General features: G+C 72.3%; 19 protein-coding genes, 1 tRNA gene and 1 riboswitch. Of the genes, 10 read left to right on the forward strand and 10 right to left on the reverse strand.

Annotated elements, in window-relative coordinates:
* Positions 1-2 precede the first annotated feature (2 nt).
* From MOX02_RS14495 to MOX02_RS14510, 4 genes are all read right to left on the reverse strand, one after another.
* The gene (locus tag MOX02_RS14495) at positions 3-1,607 is read right to left on the reverse strand and encodes a PhnE/PtxC family ABC transporter permease (RefSeq protein WP_174804928.1); all 1,605 of its coding nucleotides are present in this window, start codon (positions 1,605-1,607) and stop codon (positions 3-5) included.
* The gene (locus MOX02_RS14500; RefSeq protein WP_147026503.1) at positions 1,604-2,272 is read right to left on the reverse strand and encodes an ATP-binding cassette domain-containing protein; all 669 of its coding nucleotides are present in this window, start codon (positions 2,270-2,272) and stop codon (positions 1,604-1,606) included. The genes MOX02_RS14495 and MOX02_RS14500 overlap by 4 nt, the downstream gene beginning before the upstream one ends.
* A 7-nt stretch (positions 2,273-2,279) precedes the next feature.
* Positions 2,280-3,161 (reverse strand): putative selenate ABC transporter substrate-binding protein, encoded by an 882-nt coding sequence (locus MOX02_RS14505; protein ID WP_147026504.1) that lies wholly within the window; start codon positions 3,159-3,161, stop codon positions 2,280-2,282.
* A gap of 137 nt (positions 3,162-3,298) precedes the next feature.
* On the reverse strand, positions 3,299-4,141 hold the full coding sequence (locus tag MOX02_RS14510) for a class I SAM-dependent methyltransferase (RefSeq protein WP_147026505.1): 843 nt from the start codon (positions 4,139-4,141) through the stop codon (positions 3,299-3,301).
* Between the two features lie 80 nt (positions 4,142-4,221).
* On the opposite strand from MOX02_RS14510, the gene MOX02_RS14515 reads away from it, so the two are divergent.
* From MOX02_RS14515 to MOX02_RS14530, 4 genes are all read left to right on the forward strand, one after another.
* Entirely contained in the window at positions 4,222-5,262 is a 1,041-nt protein-coding gene (locus MOX02_RS14515) for a radical SAM/SPASM domain-containing protein (RefSeq protein WP_147026506.1), read from the forward strand.
* A gap of 54 nt (positions 5,263-5,316) precedes the next feature.
* The gene (selD, locus tag MOX02_RS14520) at positions 5,317-6,366 is read left to right on the forward strand and encodes a selenide, water dikinase SelD (RefSeq protein ID WP_147026507.1); all 1,050 of its coding nucleotides are present in this window, start codon (positions 5,317-5,319) and stop codon (positions 6,364-6,366) included.
* Positions 6,367-6,446: 80 nt separating this feature from the next.
* Positions 6,447-6,725 carry a YARHG domain-containing protein gene (locus MOX02_RS14525; protein ID WP_147026508.1) on the forward strand — a complete coding sequence of 93 codons (279 nt, stop codon included), beginning with the start codon at positions 6,447-6,449 and terminating at the stop codon, positions 6,723-6,725.
* A gap of 351 nt (positions 6,726-7,076) precedes the next feature.
* Positions 7,077-7,310, forward strand: coding sequence for a hypothetical protein (locus MOX02_RS14530; protein ID WP_147026509.1), 234 nt, complete (start codon positions 7,077-7,079; stop codon positions 7,308-7,310).
* A gap of 48 nt (positions 7,311-7,358) precedes the next feature.
* Here MOX02_RS14530 and MOX02_RS14535 read toward each other — a convergent pair.
* Both MOX02_RS14535 and selA read right to left on the reverse strand, forming a co-directional pair.
* Positions 7,359-7,451, reverse strand: a tRNA-Sec gene (locus tag MOX02_RS14535).
* A gap of 47 nt (positions 7,452-7,498) precedes the next feature.
* Positions 7,499-8,911, reverse strand: a complete 1,413-nt coding sequence (selA, locus tag MOX02_RS14540; RefSeq protein WP_147026510.1) for an L-seryl-tRNA(Sec) selenium transferase — start codon at positions 8,909-8,911, stop codon at positions 7,499-7,501.
* Positions 8,912-9,118: 207 nt separating this feature from the next.
* Between selA and MOX02_RS14545 the strand changes: the two genes are divergently transcribed.
* Positions 9,119-9,781, forward strand: a complete 663-nt coding sequence (locus MOX02_RS14545; RefSeq protein ID WP_147026511.1) for a nucleotide-binding protein — start codon at positions 9,119-9,121, stop codon at positions 9,779-9,781.
* Positions 9,782-9,786: 5 nt separating this feature from the next.
* Complete coding sequence (locus tag MOX02_RS32175; protein ID WP_147026512.1) at positions 9,787-10,218, forward strand: hypothetical protein; 432 nt, start codon at positions 9,787-9,789, stop codon at positions 10,216-10,218.
* Positions 10,219-10,225: 7 nt separating this feature from the next.
* Here the strand turns inward: MOX02_RS32175 and MOX02_RS14555 are convergent, their stop codons facing one another.
* Positions 10,226-10,900: an HAD family hydrolase gene (locus MOX02_RS14555; RefSeq protein ID WP_147026513.1), complete on the reverse strand. Its 675-nt coding sequence runs from the start codon at positions 10,898-10,900 to the stop codon at positions 10,226-10,228.
* Positions 10,901-11,054: 154 nt separating this feature from the next.
* On the opposite strand from MOX02_RS14555, the gene MOX02_RS14560 reads away from it, so the two are divergent.
* Positions 11,055-11,702, forward strand: a complete 648-nt coding sequence (locus MOX02_RS14560) for a DUF938 domain-containing protein (RefSeq protein ID WP_147026514.1) — start codon at positions 11,055-11,057, stop codon at positions 11,700-11,702.
* Here the strand turns inward: MOX02_RS14560 and MOX02_RS14565 are convergent.
* Together MOX02_RS14565 and MOX02_RS14570 are read right to left on the reverse strand one after the other, a co-directional pair.
* The gene (locus tag MOX02_RS14565; RefSeq protein WP_147026515.1) at positions 11,647-13,086 is read right to left on the reverse strand and encodes a PepSY domain-containing protein; all 1,440 of its coding nucleotides are present in this window, start codon (positions 13,084-13,086) and stop codon (positions 11,647-11,649) included. The genes MOX02_RS14560 and MOX02_RS14565 overlap by 56 nt on opposite strands.
* 4 nt (positions 13,087-13,090) lie before the next feature.
* Positions 13,091-15,274, reverse strand: a complete 2,184-nt coding sequence (locus MOX02_RS14570) for a TonB-dependent receptor (protein WP_147026516.1) — start codon at positions 15,272-15,274, stop codon at positions 13,091-13,093.
* Positions 15,275-15,601: 327 nt separating this feature from the next.
* A riboswitch (cobalamin riboswitch) is annotated at positions 15,602-15,798 on the reverse strand.
* Between the two features lie 183 nt (positions 15,799-15,981).
* Here MOX02_RS14570 and MOX02_RS14575 point away from each other — a divergent pair.
* Complete coding sequence (locus tag MOX02_RS14575; protein WP_147026517.1) at positions 15,982-16,191, forward strand: hypothetical protein; 210 nt, start codon at positions 15,982-15,984, stop codon at positions 16,189-16,191.
* A gap of 236 nt (positions 16,192-16,427) precedes the next feature.
* On the forward strand, positions 16,428-17,129 hold the full coding sequence (locus tag MOX02_RS14580) for a DUF2147 domain-containing protein (RefSeq protein ID WP_147026518.1): 702 nt from the start codon (positions 16,428-16,430) through the stop codon (positions 17,127-17,129).
* Positions 17,130-17,151: 22 nt separating this feature from the next.
* On the opposite strand, the gene MOX02_RS14585 is transcribed toward MOX02_RS14580, so the two are convergent.
* Positions 17,152-18,375 (reverse strand): serine hydrolase domain-containing protein, encoded by a 1,224-nt coding sequence (locus MOX02_RS14585; RefSeq protein ID WP_147026519.1) that lies wholly within the window; start codon positions 18,373-18,375, stop codon positions 17,152-17,154.
* A gap of 209 nt (positions 18,376-18,584) precedes the next feature.
* On the opposite strand from MOX02_RS14585, the gene otsB reads away from it, so the two are divergent.
* Positions 18,585-19,340, forward strand: coding sequence for a trehalose-phosphatase (gene otsB / locus MOX02_RS14590; protein WP_147026520.1), 756 nt, complete (start codon positions 18,585-18,587; stop codon positions 19,338-19,340).
* Positions 19,341-19,419 lie beyond the last annotated feature (79 nt).

Below are 19,419 nucleotides of genomic sequence, written 5' to 3' on the forward strand. Positions count from 1 at the left end.
GCTCAAGCAGGCCGCTGACGGGGATCCGGCACCGCCGCCGAGTGCCGGACGGGCTCGGCGAGGCGGGTCGGCAGGGTGTTGATGCGCAGGCTCCGCCGGAGCAGCCGCGACAGCGCGTCGACGGTGACCGCCATCAGCGCGGTGGCGCCGATGAGCACCACGGCCGTGTCGAGGCGCAGCTCCGAGATCGCGGCGTCCACGTAGTAGCCGAGCGTCGCGACGCCGAGGATGCCGAGGATCGCGCTCTCGCGCAGGATGATCTCCCAGCGGTAGAGCAGGTAGGCGAGGAACTGGCCGTAGAGCCGCGGCACCGTCTCGTAGGCGTAAAGGTTCAGACCCCGCGGCGCGTCCGGGCGATAGGGGATGAGGTCGGCGTGGCGGCCCATCAGGAAGCCGATGATGCCGGCGTTGTGGATCGAGAGCGCCAGGATCGCGGGCAGCATCGAGGGCCCGAGGAGCTGGAGCGCGACGTAGGCGAGCATGTACTCGGGCGTCGAGCGCACGGCGACGAGGAGCACACGGCCGAGCGGGCGTCCGAGCGGGCCCGCGAAGCGCCTCGAGACCAGCGGGAAGAGCATGAGGGCGCCGAGTCCGGTCGCCACCAGCGCGATCTGCGCCAGGATCAGGGTGTTCGCCGCCCCGGGCAGGACCTGATCGGTCAGGATCGGCCGCAGCCATGCCCAGGTCCGAGCACAGGTCTCGGGGTCGGAGAGCGGCGCGCCGCGCAAGGGACCGGGAAAGATGTCGTGGCCGAGGAAGCGGGAGAGGCTCGCCCCGATGTCGGTCGCGCCGATCATCGGGGGCAGCGCCAGCGCGCTGCCGAGCACGAGAAGCGGCAGGGTCTTCGCCCGCACCCAGAGGCGGCGCGTGCCGATCAGCGCGTAGAAGACGAGGAGGAGCGCCCCGGCCTCCGCGTATCGCCCCTGCCGGAAGGCGGATTCGAGATAGAACCCCATAGTCGGCAGGCCGATGAAGCCGAGCACCAGGGTCGAGCGCATCCCGCACTCGAGCCGGTAGAGCGTGTAGTGGCGGAAGGCCGCCGCGACATCCGGCAGCCGCGCGTAGGCGAAGGCCGAGACCGCGCCGGTGCCGGCCGGCAGGACGCGCAGGGCCGAGAGGTCGGCCTCCTCGATGATCTCGGAATAGACCTTGGCGCAGATCCCTGCGTAGGGCAGGGCGATGGCGAGGATCCCGGTCGTCGCGGAGAGGCCGAAGACCTGCATCAGCAGGAGCGCCCAGAACAGCTCGTGCACCGCCCGCAGGGCCGCGCAGAGGACGCGCACGAGGCGGCTGCGCGCGAAGGGAATCGCGAGCAGGAAACCGGCACCGGCGCCGAGGCCGACGCCGAGCACCGCGAAGGCGACGGTGTAGACGATGCTCCAGCCCGCCACCGAGAGGAGGTCCGGGCGGGCCAGGCCGGCGAGGAGGCGCCCGAGCTCGCCCCAGGGGTTGAGGCTCGACACGTGCAGATCGGCGGCGAGGAGGGCGGCGAGCGCGAGAGCGACGAACCAGCGGCTGACCGCGGCGTAGCCGGGCGCGGGCCGGCGCTTGGGCAGGGCGAGCGCGCGCGGGGAGGCGCGCTCGGCGGGAGCGCGCCCGGCGATCATGCGGCCGGCTCGTAGAAGGGGGCGAGCGCCGCGGCGTCGAGCCCTCGGCTCGGGGCGTCGAGCACGATGCGGCCCTCATCCAGCACGACGATCCGGCCGGCATGGGCGAGCGCCAGGGCGACGTCGTGCAGGGCGAGGACCAGGGTCTCGTGGGTCCGAGCCATCTCGGCGAGGATCGCCGCGCCCTGCGCCCGGTCGAGGGCCGAGACCGGCTCGTCGGCGACGAGGATCGGCCGTCCGTTGTAGAGGGCGCGCGCCACCGAGACCCGCTGCTGCTGGCCGCCCGACAGGGCCCCCGCCTTGGCGCGGATCGCGTCGGCGAGGCCCACGCGGCCGAGCACGCGGCCGACCTCCGTCCAGTCGGCGGCGGCCGGCCAGACCAAGTTGCGCAGGTTGTGGAGCGTCGGGTTCCGATCGAGCCGGCCCATGTAGACGTTGTGGAACACGGAAAGTGTCCGGACCAGCGCCGACGCCTGCGGCACCAGGGCGATCCGCTCCGCCGCCTGCCCGTGGATCAGCCCGATGAGCGTCGACTTGCCGGCTCCCGAGCGGCCCATCAGGGCGACGCGCTCGCCCGTCCGGATCGTCAGGTCGATGCCCCGCAGCACGGTCCGGCCGTCATAGGCCGCCGACGCATTGGCGAGGGTGATGGCGGGCCCGCTCACCGGAGCCTCAGTCGAGGAGGCCGGTGGACTTGCCCACCGCGATCAGCGGGTCGTAGGCGGCGTTCGTGACCGGGATGAACTTCGAGCGGCCGAAGGGCTCGAGGATGGCCGGATCGGCGATCCCGATCAGCGCGGCCTTCAACGTCTCGGTGAATCCCGCGCCGTAGGTGGCGTCCACGTCGCCCCGGACCGTCCACTGGTAGTCGGGATAGGTCGGGCTCTCCCAGATCACCGCGACCGCCTTGGGATCGACCTTGCCGGCCTTCGTGTCGAGGTCCCAGACCGAGTAGTCGACCGCGCCGACCTCGAAGGCGCCGGACTGGACGAGCTGGATGGTGCGGCTGTGGTCGCCCGAGAATCCGACCCTCGAGAAGATCTGCTCGGGCGTCCGCCCCGGAAAAGCCTGCCGGATGAAGTACTCCGGCATCAGCCGGCCCGAGGTCGAGGCGCGCGAGCCGAACGTGAAGCTCCTGCCCTCGATCGCGTTCGGAAAATCCGCGCCCCGCGTCAGACCGCTGCCGGCATTCGCGATGAGGTAGGTCTTGAAGGCCGCGTCCTCAGCGCCCTGCGCGATGGCCTGCGAGCCCGGCACGGCCTTGCGGGCCTGCACGCCGGTGAACCCGCCGAACCAGGCGAGCTGCACCTGCCCGTTGGTGAAGGCGGTGACGGCGGCGGGATAGTTCTTCACCGGGATGTAGCGCACCGGCACGCCGAGCTTGCTCTCCAGATAGGTCGCGACCTTGCCGAAGCGCTCGACGAGACGGCTCTCGTCCTGGTCCGGGATGCCGGTGAAGACGAAGGGCGGCTTGGCACCTTGCGCGGCGGCGCCCCCCGCCCAGCCGGCGGCGAGCGTCAGTGCGAGCGAAAATCCGCGTATCCGATCGAGCATCCGCTTCGCCCTCCGATGCGTCTCGTGCGCAGCATGCAGCCAAGGCACCGTTTTCGGAACGGGCAGGATATCCCGTTCCCTCACGGTCCTGCGAGCCGAGCACCCGCGCCGCCTCTTCGCGCACCGCGTCGCGCCGGTTACGAGGCGGCGGACTGTCCGGTTTCAGACCGTCTCGCGAGACCGAGCTGGGCGACGGCCCTCAGGGCGACCGGGCCGGCGCCCTGGTCACGCTCGAGGTCGGCGCAGAACCGCGCGATCACCGCCTCACGCGCCTCGCCCTGCGCGGCGAGCAAAGCGGCGAGGCCCGGCGCGAAGCCGAGGCGCTCGGCGAGCCAGCGGGCGGAGGGCGCTTCGAGGTTCGCTTCGAGCCGGCGGATCGGCTCCACCGCGAGTCCCGCCGAGGCGAGGAGGGCGCGGAACGCGACCGGGTCACTGTAGCGGAGCTGGGCCGGCGCGACGGGCGGCGGAGGCAGGGGGCCGCGCACGGCCGCGGCCGCTGCCAGGAGCCGTGCCGCGAGCTCGTAGTTCTGCGGCTCGGTCCACGTGACGACGGCTATCCGGCCGCCGGGTCTCAGGGTGCGGGCGGCCTCCGCCAGCGCCCGGCCCGCATCGGGACAGAGGATGAGGCCGAAGACCGAGAGGGCGGCGCCGAAGGCGGCGTCCGACAGGGCGAGGCCCTGCGCGTCCATCACGGCGGCGGAGACCGGCAGGCCGGTTTCCGCGGCCCGCTCCCGGACGCGCCGGACCATGCCCGGGGCCGCGTCGATCGCCACGACGCGGGCGCCCGCGCGCGCCGCCATCAGCGCGGCGCCCCCGCTGCCCGCCGCCACGTCGAGACAGAGGGATCCGAGCGCGAAGTCGAGCGCCCTGATCGCGGCCCGCGCGAATTGGTCTGTCAGCGGCTCGAACACCGCCTCGTACACGCGTACATGATCGTTCCAGAGGGCGTATCGCTGATCCGGCTGCAGATCGGATGTCACCGCGCTTCCTCCCGCCTCGAAGAGTCCGATGCTACAGGAAACGTGGCGCCGGTCTCGGCGCCCCGGTCGTGAGTTCGCGCATGAACGACATCTCCGCCCGCACCGAAGAGCCGCGCCGCAGCTTCTCCCTGGGCCTCGGGCTGACCAACGAGTGCAACCTCGCCTGCCAGTTCTGCTACCGCGACCCGAGCCGCGTCGACCGGCTCGCGCCCGGGCAGGTCCGCGCGGTGCTCGACCGGCTGCCCGTGCGCTCCGTCAATCTCGGCACCGGCGAGAACGGGATGCACCCGCAATTTCCCGCCCTGCTCGATCTCTTGCGCCACGAGCCCCTCAAGCTCACCATCACCTCGAACGGGCACTCGATCGCCGTGATCGACGACGAGCAGGTGCGGGCCTTCGCGGACGTCGAGTTCTCGATCGACTACCCGAGCCGTGCGGAGCAGGACGCGCAGCGGGGTGCGGGCAACTGGGATCTCGTGATGGAGCAGGCGGCGCGCTGCCGCCGGCTCGGAGTCGGCGTCACCTTCATCGCGGTGATGATGCGCTCGAACTTCGACCGCCTGCACGAGATCGCGGCGGTGGCCGCGCGGTTCGAGGCGCCGTTGCGCATCAACGTCTATCAGGCCGTGCGCACCGACGCTTTCGCGCTCACCTACGAGGAGTACTGGGACGGGTTCGCCCGGCTGTTCTCCGAGACCGACGTGATCGCCATCGGCGAGCCGCTGGTGCGGGCGATGGCGGGGCTGCCCGCCCGCCGCGGCGGCTGCGGCGCCGGCACCGTGCGGGTGACGCCGCGGGGCACGGTGCAGCCCTGCGTCTACTGGGGCGGGACGGGTCAGGCCCTCGGCACGCTGATCGAGGCCGGCTCGGAGATCGTCGAGACGGAGCCCTTCGTCGCCGCGCGCGCGTTGCCCGAGCCCTGCCGCGGCTGCGCCCACGAGGCTGCCTGCCACGGCGGCTGCGCGGGGCGCCGGCGCCTGATGGACGCCCTCGACGCGGTGGATCCCTACTGCCCGGTGGCGCGCGGCGAGGACCGGACGCTCGCCGTCCGGATGGCCGCCGCGCGCGACCTGCCGAAGCTTGAGAGCGCCTGCACCACCATCGTCCAGGCACGGATCTGACCGGGCGCGGCCCGCCCGCAGCCGACCTTGCCGAGCGTTGAACCCGGAGGGACCATGAGCGCCGAACCGATCCGCCTGACGAGCCTCGCCCACGGCGGCGGCTGCGGCTGCAAGCTCGACCCGGCGATCCTGCGCGGGCTTCTGGCGAACCAGCCCGTTGCCGGTCCCTTCGAGCGGCTCCTCGTCGGCAACGAGACGGCGGACGACGCCGCCGTGTGGGCGCTCGACGACGGCACCTGCCTCATCGCGACGACCGACTTCTTCACGCCCATGGTCGACGACCCGCGCGACTTCGGCCGCATCGCCGCGACGAACGCGATCTCGGACGTCTACGCCATGGGCGGGCGGCCGATCCTGGCCCTCGCCATCCTGGGCATGCCGGTCGGCCGGATCGCGCCCGAGACCGTGGCGGAGATCCTGAAGGGCGGCGCCAGCATCTGCGCCGAGGCCGGCATCCCCATCGCGGGCGGCCACTCGATCGACACGCCGGAGCCGATCTACGGGCTCGCCGTCATCGGCACCGCCGGGCGCGACCGCGTGCGCCGGAACAGCGACGCCCGGGCCGGGGACGCCCTCATCCTGACGAAGGGCATCGGCGTCGGGGTCTATTCGGCGGCGATCAAGCGCGAGGCTTTGCCGGAGGACGGCTACGCCGAGTTCCTGGCGACCACGACGCTCCTCAACCGGGTTGGCGCGGACCTCGCGGCGGATGCGGACGTGCACGCCATGACCGACGTGACCGGCTTCGGCCTCCTCGGCCACGGGCTCGAACTCGCGCGCGGGTCCGGGCTGCGGGTGGTGATCGAGGCGGGCGCGGTGCCGCTCCTGGCGCGCGCCGAGGCGCTCGCCCGGGAGGGCTACGTCACCGGCGCCTCGCACCGGAACTGGGCTGCCTACGGGGCGGAGGTCCGCCTGCCCGCGGACTTCCCGGATTGGCGGCGGCACCTGCTCACGGACCCGCAGACCTCCGGCGGGCTCCTCGCCTCCTGCGCAGCCGCCGAGGCCGAGGCGATCCGCGACCGGGCCCGGGCGGCGGGCTACCCGCTCGCCGCGATCGTGGGCCGCATCGAGGACGGTCCTGCCGGCCTCCGGATCGAGGGGTGACCGAGAGCCGAGCCGTAGCGCCGCGCGCAGGAACGTGACAGGGTCCGAGCGGAAGACAAACCTAGCCTCGGAGCCTTTTCTTGCGCCCGCTCGCCCTCATCGGCCTCGTGCCCGTCGTCGCCGTCCTGCCGCTCGCGACGCCGGCGCGGGCGGACTTTCCCTGCGACGAGCTCTGGGGTGAGCGGAACGCCGTCTACGCCGAGGCGGGCTACTGCTTCCGCACCGCGCGCGGCATCAGAGCCTTCGGCAACGCGAACTGCCGCTACGACGACATTCGGGACGTGCCGCTCTCAGCGCGGGACCGCGCGAAGGTTGGCGAGATCGTCCGCCAGGAGCGCAGCAACGGCTGCCGGGAGTGAGCGTGCCGCGGTTGCAGGTCCGGGCGTGACCGCGAAGGGCTCGCTGTACAACCCTGAGACGGTTGGATGCTCAGAATGCTCAACCTCTTAACGCAAGTATTCCAATCTTTTCGCCGAAGACGATGCATCGACTTGCCGCGGCAGGAAATGCGAAGTTCCATTCAAATTTTCGTTCTGCCCTGAGAGGATACGTCAAACGTGGTCGCAATTCTATTTCATTGGAATCCAGATGTTCGCTGGGCTTCGGATCGGCAGGGCGGATATGTTGGAATCGGGCGCGGAGTTGAAGGGCAGAAATGGGCCCCGGATGGCGGGGGCGGCTTCCGCGGCGAGGGACCCGGCATCGCAGGCATGCGCTGGGGAGCGGACGGAAAGGGCGGCTTCCGCGGCTACGGCCCGCTCATCGAAGGCTTGCGCTGGGCAGCCGATGGCGGTGGCGGGTTCAAGGGCGAAGGCGCGCTGATCGAGGGCACCCGGTGGGTGGCAGATGGCGGCGGCGGGTTTTACGGCGAGGGGCATTTCCTCGACGGCCGCCGATGGGCAGCCGACGGCGGCGGAGGCTATCACAGCGAGGTTCGCCGCTGATCAGCGGCCCGTCATTCATGCGCCGCGCAGACCCGCCCCTCGGGCGTCTGGCGGAAGCGGATGGGAATCGAACCCACCGTACGCTGTTGGCGTACCGCTGGTTTTGAAGACCAGGAGGGCCACCAGACCCCGTTCGCCTCCGCGGCCGGGTCTACCAGAGTTGGCCGGCTCGCGACAGGCTAGGCGGCTCACATATCCATCTCGGGCAGGTCGAGAGCCGCGAGCCCCGCGAGGAAGCCGGCCTCGTCCTCCAGGGTGCGCAGGTCGAGCCGCAGGGCGCCCCCGCTGACCCGGCCGAGAATCGGCAGCGGCAGGGCGCGAAAGGCTGCCCCGAGCCGCTTCAGCCAGGCCCCTGCCTTGCGCGCGCCCGGCGGCGGGCGCAGCGCCAGGCAGGCGCTCGGCAGCGTCTCGACCGGGAGCGCGCCCGAGCCGATCTGGCTCATGCAGGGCTCGACCGCCACCTCGGCCCGAGCCCCAAGGCGGGCGCACACCTCGGGCAGCAGCCGCTCCGCCTGGACCCGTATGTCGGCGGCGTCGCGGGTGAGCAGGCGCAGGGTCGGCAGGCGCTCGCGCAGGCGCTCCGGGTGCAGGTAGAGGCGCAGCGTCGCCTCCAGCGCGGCGTAGGTCATCTTGTCGACGCGCAGCGCCCGCTTCAGCGGATTCTTCCGGATGCGCGCGAGCAGGTCGCTCCGTCCCGCGATCAGCCCGCACTGGACCGCTCCGAGGAGCTTGTCGCCCGAGAAGGTGACGAGGTCGGCATGCGACAGCGCCGCCTGCACGGTCGGCTCCGGCGGCAGGCCGTAGGCCGCGAAGTCGATGAGGTTGCCGCTGCCGAGATCGACCGCGAAGGGCACGTCCCGCTCCCGGCAGAGCCGGCCGAGTTCGGCCTCCATGACCTCCGCCGTGAAGCCCTGGATCGCGTAGTTGCTCGGGTGGACCTTCATGACGAGGCCGGTGCGCGGGCCGATCGCCCCGGCGTAGTCCCCGAGATGCGTGCGGTTGGTGGTGCCGACCTCGCGCAGGCGGCAGCCGGCCCCGGCCATCACGTCGGGCACCCGGAAGGAACCGCCGATCTCCACGAGCTCGCCGCGGGAGACGACGACCTCCTTGCGCAGGGCGAGAGCGTTCAGCACCAGCAGCACGGCCGCCGCGTTGTTGTTGACGACGATCGCCGCCTCCGCCCCGGTGAGGCGGCAGATCAGGGCTTCGGCGTGGCTGTCGCGCTCGCCGCGCTCGCCCCGCTCGAGGTCGAACTCGAGGTTCGCGGGCCGGGTCATCACGGCGGAGACGGCCTCGGCCGCCTCCTCCGGCAGCAGCGCCCGGCCGAGGTTGGTGTGCAGCACCGTGCCGGTCAGGTTGAGCACCGGGCGCAGCGAGGGCCGGCTCTCGGCGTCGAGACGGGTCGCCGCGTCCGCGAGGAGGGCGGCCTCGGCGCCGAGCGCAGCACGGCCCGCGCGGACATCCTCCAGTACCGCGCGCAGCGATCGCGTCACGGCCGTGCGCCCGTAGATCGCGATCGGTGCGGCCGCGGCCTCGTGCGTGAGCAGGCGCTCGATGGCGGGCGGGCGTCGGATACCGGCGGTGGTCAGGGCGGTGCTCATGCTGGGGTCGGGTCAGGGCACGATGTAGGGCGCTCTCGGCGGCGCGAACGCCCATTGCGCCGACATCACCGCGACGCGCACGTCCTCTCGACGAGTCCGGGAAGCGCCGGGGCTTGCCAGGGCCCGGCTTCTCTCCTCAAATGGCCACCCGCCGCAGCGCGGCACGGCCGGATCCTCGGCGCGAGGCCGGGTGCAGGGGAAGCCGCCGTGCAGGTGATCCTGATCGCGACGCAGAAGGGTGGGGCGGGCAAGAGCACGCTCGCCGCGCATTTCGGAGCCCTCGCCGCGCGAGAGGGCCGCGCAATCCTCGTCGATGCCGACCCGCAGGGATCCCTCTCGTTCTGGCACCGGCAGCGCGCCGCAGAGACGCCGCTCCTCGTGAAGGCGGACGCCGCCGCGATTCCCGACACGCTCGATCGGGCGCGGCGCGAGCACGCCGACTGGGTCGTCATCGACAGTCCGCCCCACAACGCGCCCCTGATCTCGGCACTCATGAGCCGCGCGAGCCTGACGCTCATCCCCGTGCGGCCGGGCCCGTTCGACCTCGACGCGGTCGGCGCGACGCTGGCCATGGCCCGCAGCCTCGACGCGCGGATCGCCTGCCTCATCAACGCGGCGCCGCCCATGACGCGGAGCAACCGCCCCACCAGCATCGTCGCGGAGACGCGCACCGTGCTGACGGAGCTCGGCGCCCCGGTCCTGCCCGGGCAGGTCTCGCAGCGGGCGAGCCTGTCGCACGCCCTGATCAGCGGGCAATCCGTCACCGAGTACGATCCCGGAAGCCGCGCGGCCGACGAGGTCGGCGCGATGTGGTCGGCGGTGGTCGAGTCGCTGCGGCCGGCCGCTCAGGCCCGCAGAACCCGAAGGTAGACCTCATGGCCCGGCGAACCCGTCCGTCCCTCACCAGCCTGTCGCCGCGCCCGGCCGCCGAGCCGCGGCCGGACGCCGCCGACCCACGGCCGCTCCCGCTCTCGACGCCTCCGTCGCCCACGCCCGAGCCTGCGCGGAGCGCCGCTCAGGGCCCCAGGCTTCTGCAGGTCTGGGTCAACGCACCGGGCTTCGCGGAACTTCACCGGCTCGCCGCGGAACGGGGCGTGCCGGTGGAGGCCCTCGGCGTCGAGGCGCTGAACGACCTCCTGATCAAGAACAAGCGCCCGCCCGTGGTCGAGGGCCGGACGGCGCGGCCCGGTGCTGCCGGCCCCGCCGCTGCGCCGCTGCCGCTGTGGCCCGGCCTGCCGGCGACGTGGTGGTACGAGACCTTCACGGCCCCGATGCTCGCCGCCTGGACGGGGCGGAAGCGCGAGTGAGCGCCGCTCAGCGACGCCCGCCGACCTCGTCGAGATGGGCGAGGAGGTCGGCCGGGTCCTCGTAGACCCGCACGGCTCCCGAGCGCTCCAGCTCGTCGGTGCCGTAGCCGCCCGAGAGCAGCCCGACGCCGAGCCCCTTGCAGCGCCGGGCGGCCAGCATGTCCCAGATGCTGTCGCCGACGATCACCGCGTGATCGATGCGCACCCCGAGGCGCTCGGCTGCCGCCAGGAAAAGGTCGGGATCGGGCTTGGCGTACTTCACCATGTCGCGGGTGACGACCGGCACCTGCGCCGGGTCGATGCCCAGAGCGTCGAGGTTGGCTCTGGCGGTCTCCATCCGGCCGCTCGTCGCGATGGCCCACGGGATGCCGGCGTCCGTGAGGGCGGCGAGCAGCGCCTGCGCGCCGGGCAGCGGCACGATCTGGCCCGAGAGCCCCGCGTAGGCTTCCGCGTGGAGGCGGCGCAGGCGGTCGACCCGCTCGGGGCTGATCTCCAGCTCCGTCTCGCGCAGGAGCTGGTTGGTGAACAGACCGCCGCTCATCCCGATCTTGCGGTGGATGCGCCAGACGGAGAGGGCGATGCCTTCCGCGTCGAGAGCCTGCTTCCAGGCCAGCACGTGCTGGTACACGCTGTCGACGAGCGTCCCGTCGAGGTCGAACAGGAAGTTGGTCTCGATCCGCATCGGCGCCTCCGGTCTCGGGCCGTTCCGTCCGCTGGAAGATCGGGCGGCGACCGCCGAACGGTAGGCTTGCGCGCGCGAACGTCGCGCGGACGTGAAGTGATGCTCGGTGCCGCCTATGATCCCGGCGGCCGGCGTTCGAACGGGAGGCGGACGGATGCTCGATTGGGATGCCGACGGCGCAGCGCTGCACGCTCCCGCCACCCTGCGCAATCGCGAGCCGATCCTCGCCGTGCTCGCGCGCATCCTGCCGACGCGAGGGCTCGTCCTCGAGATCGCCAGCGGGTCGGGCGAGCACGCGGTGCATTTCGCTCGCGCCCTGCCGCATCTCGACGTTCAGCCGAGCGATCCGGACGCGGAAGCGCTCGCGAGCATCGCGGCCCATCGCCGGACGAGCGGCCTGGCGAACCTGCGCCCTCCCTTCCGCCTCGACGCGTCGGCGCCCGATTGGCCCGTCGTGGCGGCGGACGCGATCCTCGCCATCAACATGATCCACATCGCGCCCTGGTCGGCGGCCGAGGGGCTGATGGCGGGGGCAGGGAGACTCCTGCCGCCGGGCGCGCCTCTCTTCCTCTACGGCCCTTTCCTGGAGGCGGACCGGGACGCCGCGGCGAGCAATCTCGCCTTCGATGCCGACCTGCGCGCGCGCAACCCGGCCTGGGGCCTGCGCGACCGGGACACGGTGACGGCGCTCGCCGCGCGCCACGGGCTCGCTCTCGACGAGCGCGTGGAGATGCCGGCGAACAACCTCAGCCTCGTGTTCCGAAAGCGGGCCGCGGACGGCGCAGGCGGCGCCACCCCATGACGACGCCCGTCAGCGCGACGACGAGGCCGAGCCCGTTGAGGAGCCACTGCGCGACGTCCCAGGCCGGCCGGTTGCTGATCAGGACCGGCAGGTCGAGGCGGTGGAGGGCGGCGAAGAGCCAGCGGTGGACGCGTCCGCTCCGGTCGAGCCGGTCGAGAAGCTCGCCCGTCGTCGCGTCGACATGGAACCACGTTCCCGCCGGGTCATCGAAGGCGAGGCGGAACACCGGCAGCGGCTTCGCGTCGTGGTGGGCGTACCAGTAGGCGTCGTAGGCAGCGAGCCGTTCGACGCCCGCGAGCTGCGCGCCCGGCATCAGTCCCGGTGCGGCGGCGCGGATCGCGACCTCGTCGACGGCGGGCGTCACGCGGCGCCCACCCGCCGCGTCGAGGGCCACGAGCCGGGTCGTCCCGCCGGCCGCGATGAAGCGCAGCGCCACCGTGCCGGCTGGGGCGGCACGGATTTCCCCGAGGCCCGGCAACGGCGCGACGCCCGCGTAGCCCTGCCGCATCGCCGCGTCCGGCGAGGGGCCGGAGAACCATCGGTTCGGGTTCATCGAGAGCCAGCCGCTCGCCACGAAGGTGAGGAGGCCGAGGCCGCCGACGACCCCGAACAGGTGGTGGAGGCGGGCGATCCCGCGATAGGGCGTCGCGCTGCCCGACGGGTAGCGCCGCCGCGGGCGCAGGCGCCAGATCCCGAGGGCGAGCCCGCTGAGGGCGCCGGCGACGCCGAATCCCGAGACCCAGAGGACGACGTCGCGCCAGAGGTCGGGGCGGGCCCGCAGCGGCGTCGGGTAGAGCCAGTGCGGCACCGCCCCAAGCCAGTTCCAGAAGCGCTCCCGGGCCGTCGTGTCGAGGACGACGGCACCGGTGACGCCGGACACGTAGAGCTCGGTCCCCGCTCCGTCGCCGAGCGCGACGACGTGGAAGGGCCGAAGCGGATCGTAGCGGCCGGCCACCGTCCACTGGTCGCGCTCGAGCGTGCGGACGCCGGCCGCGCGGCCGGTCTGCCCGCGCACCCAGGCGAGCGCCGCATCGGGCGCGACCGGCGGGAGGACCGCGCCCGTCACGGCCGAGACCGTGGCGAGGGCGCCCTCGGCGCTGACGATCCGGTAGACGGGCGCGTCGCCCCGCATCTCCAGGCCGAAGGAGCGGGGCGGGGCGGGAAGGACCGCCGCCCGCAGGGCTTCCGCAGGCGCAACGCCGACTTGATTGAGGGCGAGCGGTGGCAGCCGCGCGAGCCGCTCGGCCTCCGTCAGGCTCGGGAAGGGCACGTAGAGCATCACAAGGCCCGACAGCAGCCAGACCGCGAAGAACAGCCCCGTGCCGATCCCGAGCCAGCGATGGCCGAGGACGAGCCACCGCTTCGCGCGCTTGAGCGAGCGCATCGCCTCAGAAGCTCACCGCGTAGGCGACCTCGAAGGAGCGCGGGCGCCCGAGCAGCCAGTTCGTGCCGATCCCGTCGACCGCGTTGCCGCTCACGGCGTAGACCGTGTCGAGCAGGTTGTAGACCCGGAGCGACAGGCGCGAGGCCGGCGTGACCTGATGGTCGAGGCCGAGATTGACGAGGGCGTAGTCGGGCCGCCGCGCCGTGTTGCCGAAGTCCGAGAAGGTATCGCCGACATACTGCACGCCGACACGGGCCTCCCAGGCGGGCGCGAAAGCGTAGTTCAGCCAGAGGTTGGCGACGCGCTCGGGCACGTCGATCGGCTGGCGACCCGCGTAGGAGACCACGGCGCCGCCGACGGTCTGGCTGAAATCGTCGTACTGCGCGTGAAGCAGGGCGAGGTTGGCATCGACCCGCCACCTGGGCGTGATCTGCAGCGAGACGGCGGCCTCGAACCCTTGCGAGGATTGCTGGCCGACCTGGGTGCTCACCCCCGGCTGCCCCGGCACGACCGAGATCAGGTTGTCCTTGACGATGCGGTAGCCGGCCAGGGTCCACTCCCCGAGACCGCCCCAGAACAGGCCCTTGGCGCCGACCTCGACCTGCTGCCCCGTCGCGAGCTGGAAATTCGCGAGGCTCTGCGAGAGGCTGATCAAGCTGCCGACCGGGTCGGTCGCGGTGGCGTACTGGGCGTAGAGCGCGGTGTCCGGCGTCGGGTTGTAGACGGCGCCGAAGCGGTAGCCGAGGGCCCGGAAGTCCCGGTCGAAGGAGGTGCCGGCGCGCAGGTCCTCCCGGTGCAGACTCGGCGCGTCGTAGCGCACGCCGGCCAGCAGCGAGAGGCGGTCCGACAGGATCAGCCGGTTCTCCGCGAAGACCGAGGCCTGGCTGGTGCGGGTGGCGTAGGCCGGCCGCGTGCCCGCGAGATTGATGAAAAGGCCCGGGTCGTAGCCGGTGGGCGACACGCTCGACTCGCCGCCGTAGGGCGAGTTGTTGGTGTGGCGGAAGCGGATCGCGTTGACGTCGAAGCCCGCCAGGAACTCGTTGCGGAATCCGAACAGCTCGCCCCGGAAGGCCGCGTCGAAGCGGTTACCGACCTGCTCCTGCTGGTGGTAGATCTCGATGTAGTCCGAGCGGTCGATCAAGCCCGTGGCCCGGTTGAAGGCGTATTGCTCGACGTCCCGCCAGTGGCGCCGGCTCTGAAGGCGGTAGGCGGTGTTGCGGATCGTGATGTCCGCGCTCGGGCGCCACTCGGCCCGCGCCTGGGTCCAGTTGTCCTGCCAGAGGATCTTCGCGTCGCGGATATTGTAGTTGTTGAAACGCAGTGACTCGAGGATGCGGCCCTCGACCAGCGGCGTGCCCCAGTAGCGCTGCGGCTCTTGGAAGCCGAAATCGTGGCTCACGGTGAGGTCGAGGTCGGGCGTCGCGCGCCACGTCACCGCGCCCGAGACCGCGAGGTTGCGGAAGTCGCCGTCCGGGCTGATCCAGCCGTCCGCCCGGTTGCCGCTGATGTTGAGCCGGTAGGCCATCGACTCGCCGATCGGGCCGCCGGAATCGAGTGCGAGCCGCGCCACGCCGTCCGAGCCGACGGCCGCGCGGGCCTCGTTGAGGGGCACGAAGACGGGCTTCTTCGTCACCACGTTGACCACGCCGCCGATCGCGCCGTCCCCGTAGAGAACCGAGGCCGGGCCGCGCAGCACCTCGATGCGCTCGATGTTCCAGGTGTCGAAGGGGAAGTTGACGGTGCCCGCCCCGACGTAGAGGCGCGTGCCGTCGTAGAGCTGCTGGATCGAGTTCGGGCCGGCGAAGCCCCGGGCCGTGAAGGCGCCGTTGCCGTTGCCGGGCGCGCCGATGGTGGTGATGCCCGTGGCGTTCTGCGTCACCGCCTCCACGACCGTGTTCTGGCCCCGCAGGCGCGCGGTCTCGCCCCCGATCACGTCGATGCTCGCAGGTGTCTCCAGCGGCGTCAGGTCGAGGCGGCTCGCGCCGCGATTCGGCGCGCGCAGGGCGAGGCCCGAGGCGAGGCTCGCCGGCAGGCCCGCGGGCGCGCCGCTTCCGGCCACGGAGAGCGTGTCGAGAGTGACGGCTTCCTGCGCCTGCACCTCCGCGCAGACGCAGACGCCTGCGGCGGAGAGGAGGAGACGCCGGACGAGGCGGGCGGTGGCACCGGCGTGGATGGAACGGGAGGGCATCGGGGTTCGGGTCCGAAGGTCGAGGCACGCGCGGATGCCCGCTCTCGCCGTCGCACTGATTGCAATGTAATAATGTTGCAATCAACCCCGCACAGGACGGTTCGTCGGCGGACCGGCCACGCCACGACCGGGCCCGCCGCGACGGGCAGGACGGAACGGGGCAGGGCTGCGGGCGCGACGCCTGCGGCGGGGGCGCTTCGGTGGACGGCGGACACGCGGGCGCGCTCAGTGTGGCACGTCACCGCGAACGAGGCCTCGGCCCGGCCGCGCGCCGCAGCGCGTCGTCCGGTTCGGCACCCATCGGAACACCCCGCCCGACTGGCTCGCGTGTGACCACGGCTGACGGCAGGTCTCCTGGCTCGCGGGTCGGTGCCCCCCGCCGTCTTCCCAGGCGCCGCAGCGTCCAGTGACGTGGTGGTGAAGGGCTCGCCGCTTACAGTTGCGGGGGCAGCCACGGCCTCGGGATGAACCCTCACCGCGTTCCCTTTTGATCCCCGAAGGGAACCGTCACCGACGAAGCTAGGCCGTGAAGGGCACTGCCGTCAACGTCCGCTTTGAGGTGCCGCACAGGGTAGAGACACGGTTGGGACGCGGTAGGCGGGAACCGGGTTGCCGGAGGAGCATTGACTGCACATTGGACTTGTTCTAATTAACAAGTGCGAGGACGCGGCGGGCCATGCTCGCCCCAGCGAATTTTGGAGACACACATGGCCAGCACCCACGACGGCGCCTGCGAGAGCTGCCGCTTCTTCGACGACCACAAGCTGAACGGAGGCGTCGCCGCAACGGACGAGGGCCTCTGCCGCTTCAATCCGCCGGTGAGCCAGCCGGCTCCGGAGTCGAAGGGCCTCTGGCCCGTGGTCGCCAACAAGGACTGGTGCGGCCACTACACCCCGGAGATGACCGCGGCCGAGTGAGCCGCTACATCGGACCGTGAAGGCTCAAGGGGCCGGTGCGCGAGCGCCGGCCCTCTTCGCGTTCGAGCGCCGTAGACTCCATCGCACCCCCGGCTGCACCCGGCGATTTCTCCCCCGTCCCGCGCGGCGCGGTCATGATCCGGACACCTTCCGGGAGGAATGGCGGGGCATCCAGACGAGGCCCGGCCGCCGAGGCGTGTCGTCCAGGCGGGGCAGGAGGCCATGGGAGTGATCGGATGACGTTTCGACGGACCGGCGCGAGTGCCGGACCCTGGGCCGGGCTTCTGGCCGGGCGCGCGATTGCGCCGCTCATCGCACTCGGCGCCCTGGCCGGGATCGCCCACGCCGCCGCGCCAATCGACCCGAGCGGCACCTGGCTGACGGAGGACGGGCGCGCCCGAATCCGCGTCGAGAAGTGCGGCCCGCAGGAGAAGAACATCTGCGGCTACGTGGTCTGGCTGAAGACCCCGCTGAACGACAAGGGCCAGCCCCGCGTCGACTTCAAGAACCCGGACCCGAAGAAGCAGAGCCGCCCCTCCCTCGGCCACCAGCTCATCATGGGCCTGAAGCCGAACGCGGACAGCCGATACGAGGGCAAGATCTACAATTCCGAGGAAGGCAAGTTCTACGACGTGACGATCTGGAGCGAGCAACCGGCCGAGCTCTCGGTGCGCGGCTGCATGCTCGGCTTCCTGTGCGGCTCGCAGACCTGGAACCGCGTCACCGACGTGCTGCCCGGCCAACTCACCGGCCCGACGAACGGCGCGAACGGCCCCCGCGCCGACGCCGAGTGGGCGCCGAAGCCCGCGGCCACGGCGGGCAATGCCGGCCCCGGCACGACGGGCACCGCTGCGGCGACGCCGCCGGCGCCGAAGCCCGCCGCCCCGAAGCCGCCGGCCCCCGAGAAGAAGGCCGCCCCGGCCGCGCCTGCGGAGTGAGCCTGAAGATCCGGCGCCGCGCTCAGTCCACGAGCGCGGCGTAGGTGAGCACCCGCAATTCCCGCCGGATCGGCAGGGCCGAGGACGGGGTCAGCTGCGTCAGCAGAACGACCGCGAGATCCTCGGCCGGGTCGATCCAGAAGGCGGTGCTCGCCACGCCGCCCCAGGCGACCTCGCCGGGCGTGCCCAGGATCTGGGCGCGGGCGGGGTCGAGCATCACCGAGAAGCCGAGCCCGAAGCCGATGCCGGTGTAGGACGATTCGGCGAAGCGCGGCGTGCCCATGCTGGCGAGGTCGCCCGACAGGTGGTTCGTGAGCATCAGCGCCACGGACTTGCGCCCGAGGAGGCGCACGCCGTCGAGCTCACCCTCGTTCAGGATGAAGCGGCAGAAGCGCAGGTAGTCGGCGGCCGTCGAGACGAGTCCGCCGCCGCCCGAGGCGATGGCGGGGGGCTTGGCGAAGGCCGTGTCGACCGCGTCGTCGTAGAGCTTGAGGCTGCGGTCCCGGAACAGGGTGTAGTTGGCGGCGAGCCGCGGCAGCTTCTCCGGCGGCACGTGGAAATCCGTATCGGCCATGCCGAGGGGCCGGATCACCCGCTCGCGCAGGAAGTCCCCGAAATCCATGCCCGAGATCACCGCGACGAGATGGCCGAGCACGTCGGTCGCCACGCTGTAGTTCCACTGGGCCCCGGGCTGAGAGAGCAGGGGCAGCTTGGCCACCCGCCCCACCACCTCGGCGAGGCTCGCATCCTTCAGGTGGAAGTCGACGCCGTTGCGCCGGTAGAGCTCGTCGACGAGGGTCGCCTCCATGAAGCCGTAGGTCAGGCCGGAGGTGTGGGTGAGGAGGTCCCGGATCGTGATCGGCCGGCGGGCCGGCTCGCTCTCGAACTTGTTGCGGTTCCCGCCGGTCAGCACCCGCATCTCGGAGAATTCCGGCAGGAAGCGGGCGACCGGGTCGTCGAGCTGGAAGCGGCCCTCCTCGTAGAGCATCATGACCGCGACCGAGGTCAGCGGCTTCGTCATCGAGTAGATGCGGGTGATGGTGTCGAGGGTGAAGGGCGTCTCCCGGGCGAGGTCGGCCCGGCCGTGCGCCCGCGCGAAGGCGGTGCGGCCCCGGCGCATCACGCTGACCGAGAGGCCGGCGAGGCGGCCGTCCGAGACGAGGCGCCGCATCCAGCCGTCGATACGCTCCAGGCGCTCGGCGCTGAAGCCCGCCGCCTCCGGCCCGACCACGTCCGTATCCTGCATCCGCCGCTCCCGTCACCTGTCCCGGTCCGGCATGTAGCCGCAGCCGGGCCTCCCGCCAAACAGGGGCGCCGGATCCTGCCGCGGGGATCACATCTGCGCGCGATCGGACCGGCGCGTCGCGCGGGGTGCATCCGCCGGTGCGGCCGCGGCGTTTGCCGCGGGCACGCGGCGTGCTAGCGCAGTCCGCCCGCAGCACAGGAGCGCGCCCCGTGACGGCCCCGAGCGACCTCGCCCTCTTCCTCGATTTCGATGGCACCCTCGTCGAGATCGCGCCGCGACCCGACGCGGTGCGGGTCGATCCGGGCCTCGTGCCGGCTCTCGAACGGCTCCGGGAGCGGCTCGGCGGCGCGCTCGCCATCGTCACCGGCCGACCGATCGGCGTGATCGACGACTTCCTGAAACCCGCGCGGTTCGACGTGGCGGGGCTTCACGGCGTCGAGCGGCGGCTCGGCGACGCCGTGACGGGGGCGCGCCCGGAGGATCATCCGGATCTGCGCGCCCGGGTGCCGCGCCTGCAGGCCCTCGTCGCCGATCTCGACGCGGTGCTGATCGAGGACAAGGGCGCCTCGGTCGCCGTGCACTGGCGGCTCGCCGACGCAGCGGGCGCGGAGCGCGCGGAGGCGGTGGTGAAGGAGATCGCCGCCGAGCTCGCGGGCGCGTACCGGCTCCAGCTCGGCAAGGCGGTCGGCGAGATCGTGCCGGCCTCGGCCACCAAGGGGCACGCGATCCGCGCGCTGATGGCGGAATCGCCCTATTCGGGGCGCCGAGCGATCTTCCTCGGCGACGACCGCACGGACGAGATTGCGTTCGGATCCGTCAACGAGGACGGGGGCGTCAGCGTGCGGGTCGGCCCCGGCGAGACGGTGGCGGCCAAGCGCCTCGCCGACCCGGAGGCGGTCCGCGCGCTGCTCTACGCCTGGGCCGAGGGCGCTCCGTTGGACGCCGAGATCCTGCCCGGAGCCTGACCGCCCTCAACAGAACGGGGAGGCGGGGTTAAGCTCCGGTCCCAGGACAAGAGCTCAGCAGAGCAGGGGACGACGCGCG

Source organism: Methylobacterium oxalidis (assembly GCF_007992195.1).
Classification (GTDB): Bacteria; Pseudomonadota; Alphaproteobacteria; order Rhizobiales; family Beijerinckiaceae; genus Methylobacterium; species Methylobacterium oxalidis.

Coding starts and splice junctions, on each gene's coding strand:
- MOX02_RS14495 (WP_174804928.1), bottom strand. CDS start 1,607: ATGATCGCCGGGCGCGCTCCCGCCGAGCGCGCCTCCCCGCGCGCGCTC.
- MOX02_RS14505 (WP_147026504.1), bottom strand. CDS start 3,161: ATGCTCGATCGGATACGCGGATTTTCGCTCGCACTGACGCTCGCCGCC.
- MOX02_RS14515 (WP_147026506.1), top strand. CDS start 4,222: ATGAACGACATCTCCGCCCGCACCGAAGAGCCGCGCCGCAGCTTCTCC.
- selD (WP_147026507.1), top strand. CDS start 5,317: ATGAGCGCCGAACCGATCCGCCTGACGAGCCTCGCCCACGGCGGCGGC.
- MOX02_RS14530 (WP_147026509.1), top strand. CDS start 7,077: ATGCGCTGGGGAGCGGACGGAAAGGGCGGCTTCCGCGGCTACGGCCCG.
- selA (WP_147026510.1), bottom strand. CDS start 8,911: ATGAGCACCGCCCTGACCACCGCCGGTATCCGACGCCCGCCCGCCATC.
- MOX02_RS32175 (WP_147026512.1), top strand. CDS start 9,787: ATGGCCCGGCGAACCCGTCCGTCCCTCACCAGCCTGTCGCCGCGCCCG.
- MOX02_RS14555 (WP_147026513.1), bottom strand. CDS start 10,900: ATGCGGATCGAGACCAACTTCCTGTTCGACCTCGACGGGACGCTCGTC.
- MOX02_RS14560 (WP_147026514.1), top strand. CDS start 11,055: ATGCTCGATTGGGATGCCGACGGCGCAGCGCTGCACGCTCCCGCCACC.
- MOX02_RS14565 (WP_147026515.1), bottom strand. CDS start 13,086: ATGCGCTCGCTCAAGCGCGCGAAGCGGTGGCTCGTCCTCGGCCATCGC.
- MOX02_RS14570 (WP_147026516.1), bottom strand. CDS start 15,274: ATGCCCTCCCGTTCCATCCACGCCGGTGCCACCGCCCGCCTCGTCCGG.
- MOX02_RS14575 (WP_147026517.1), top strand. CDS start 15,982: ATGGCCAGCACCCACGACGGCGCCTGCGAGAGCTGCCGCTTCTTCGAC.
- MOX02_RS14580 (WP_147026518.1), top strand. CDS start 16,428: ATGACGTTTCGACGGACCGGCGCGAGTGCCGGACCCTGGGCCGGGCTT.
- MOX02_RS14585 (WP_147026519.1), bottom strand. CDS start 18,375: ATGCAGGATACGGACGTGGTCGGGCCGGAGGCGGCGGGCTTCAGCGCC.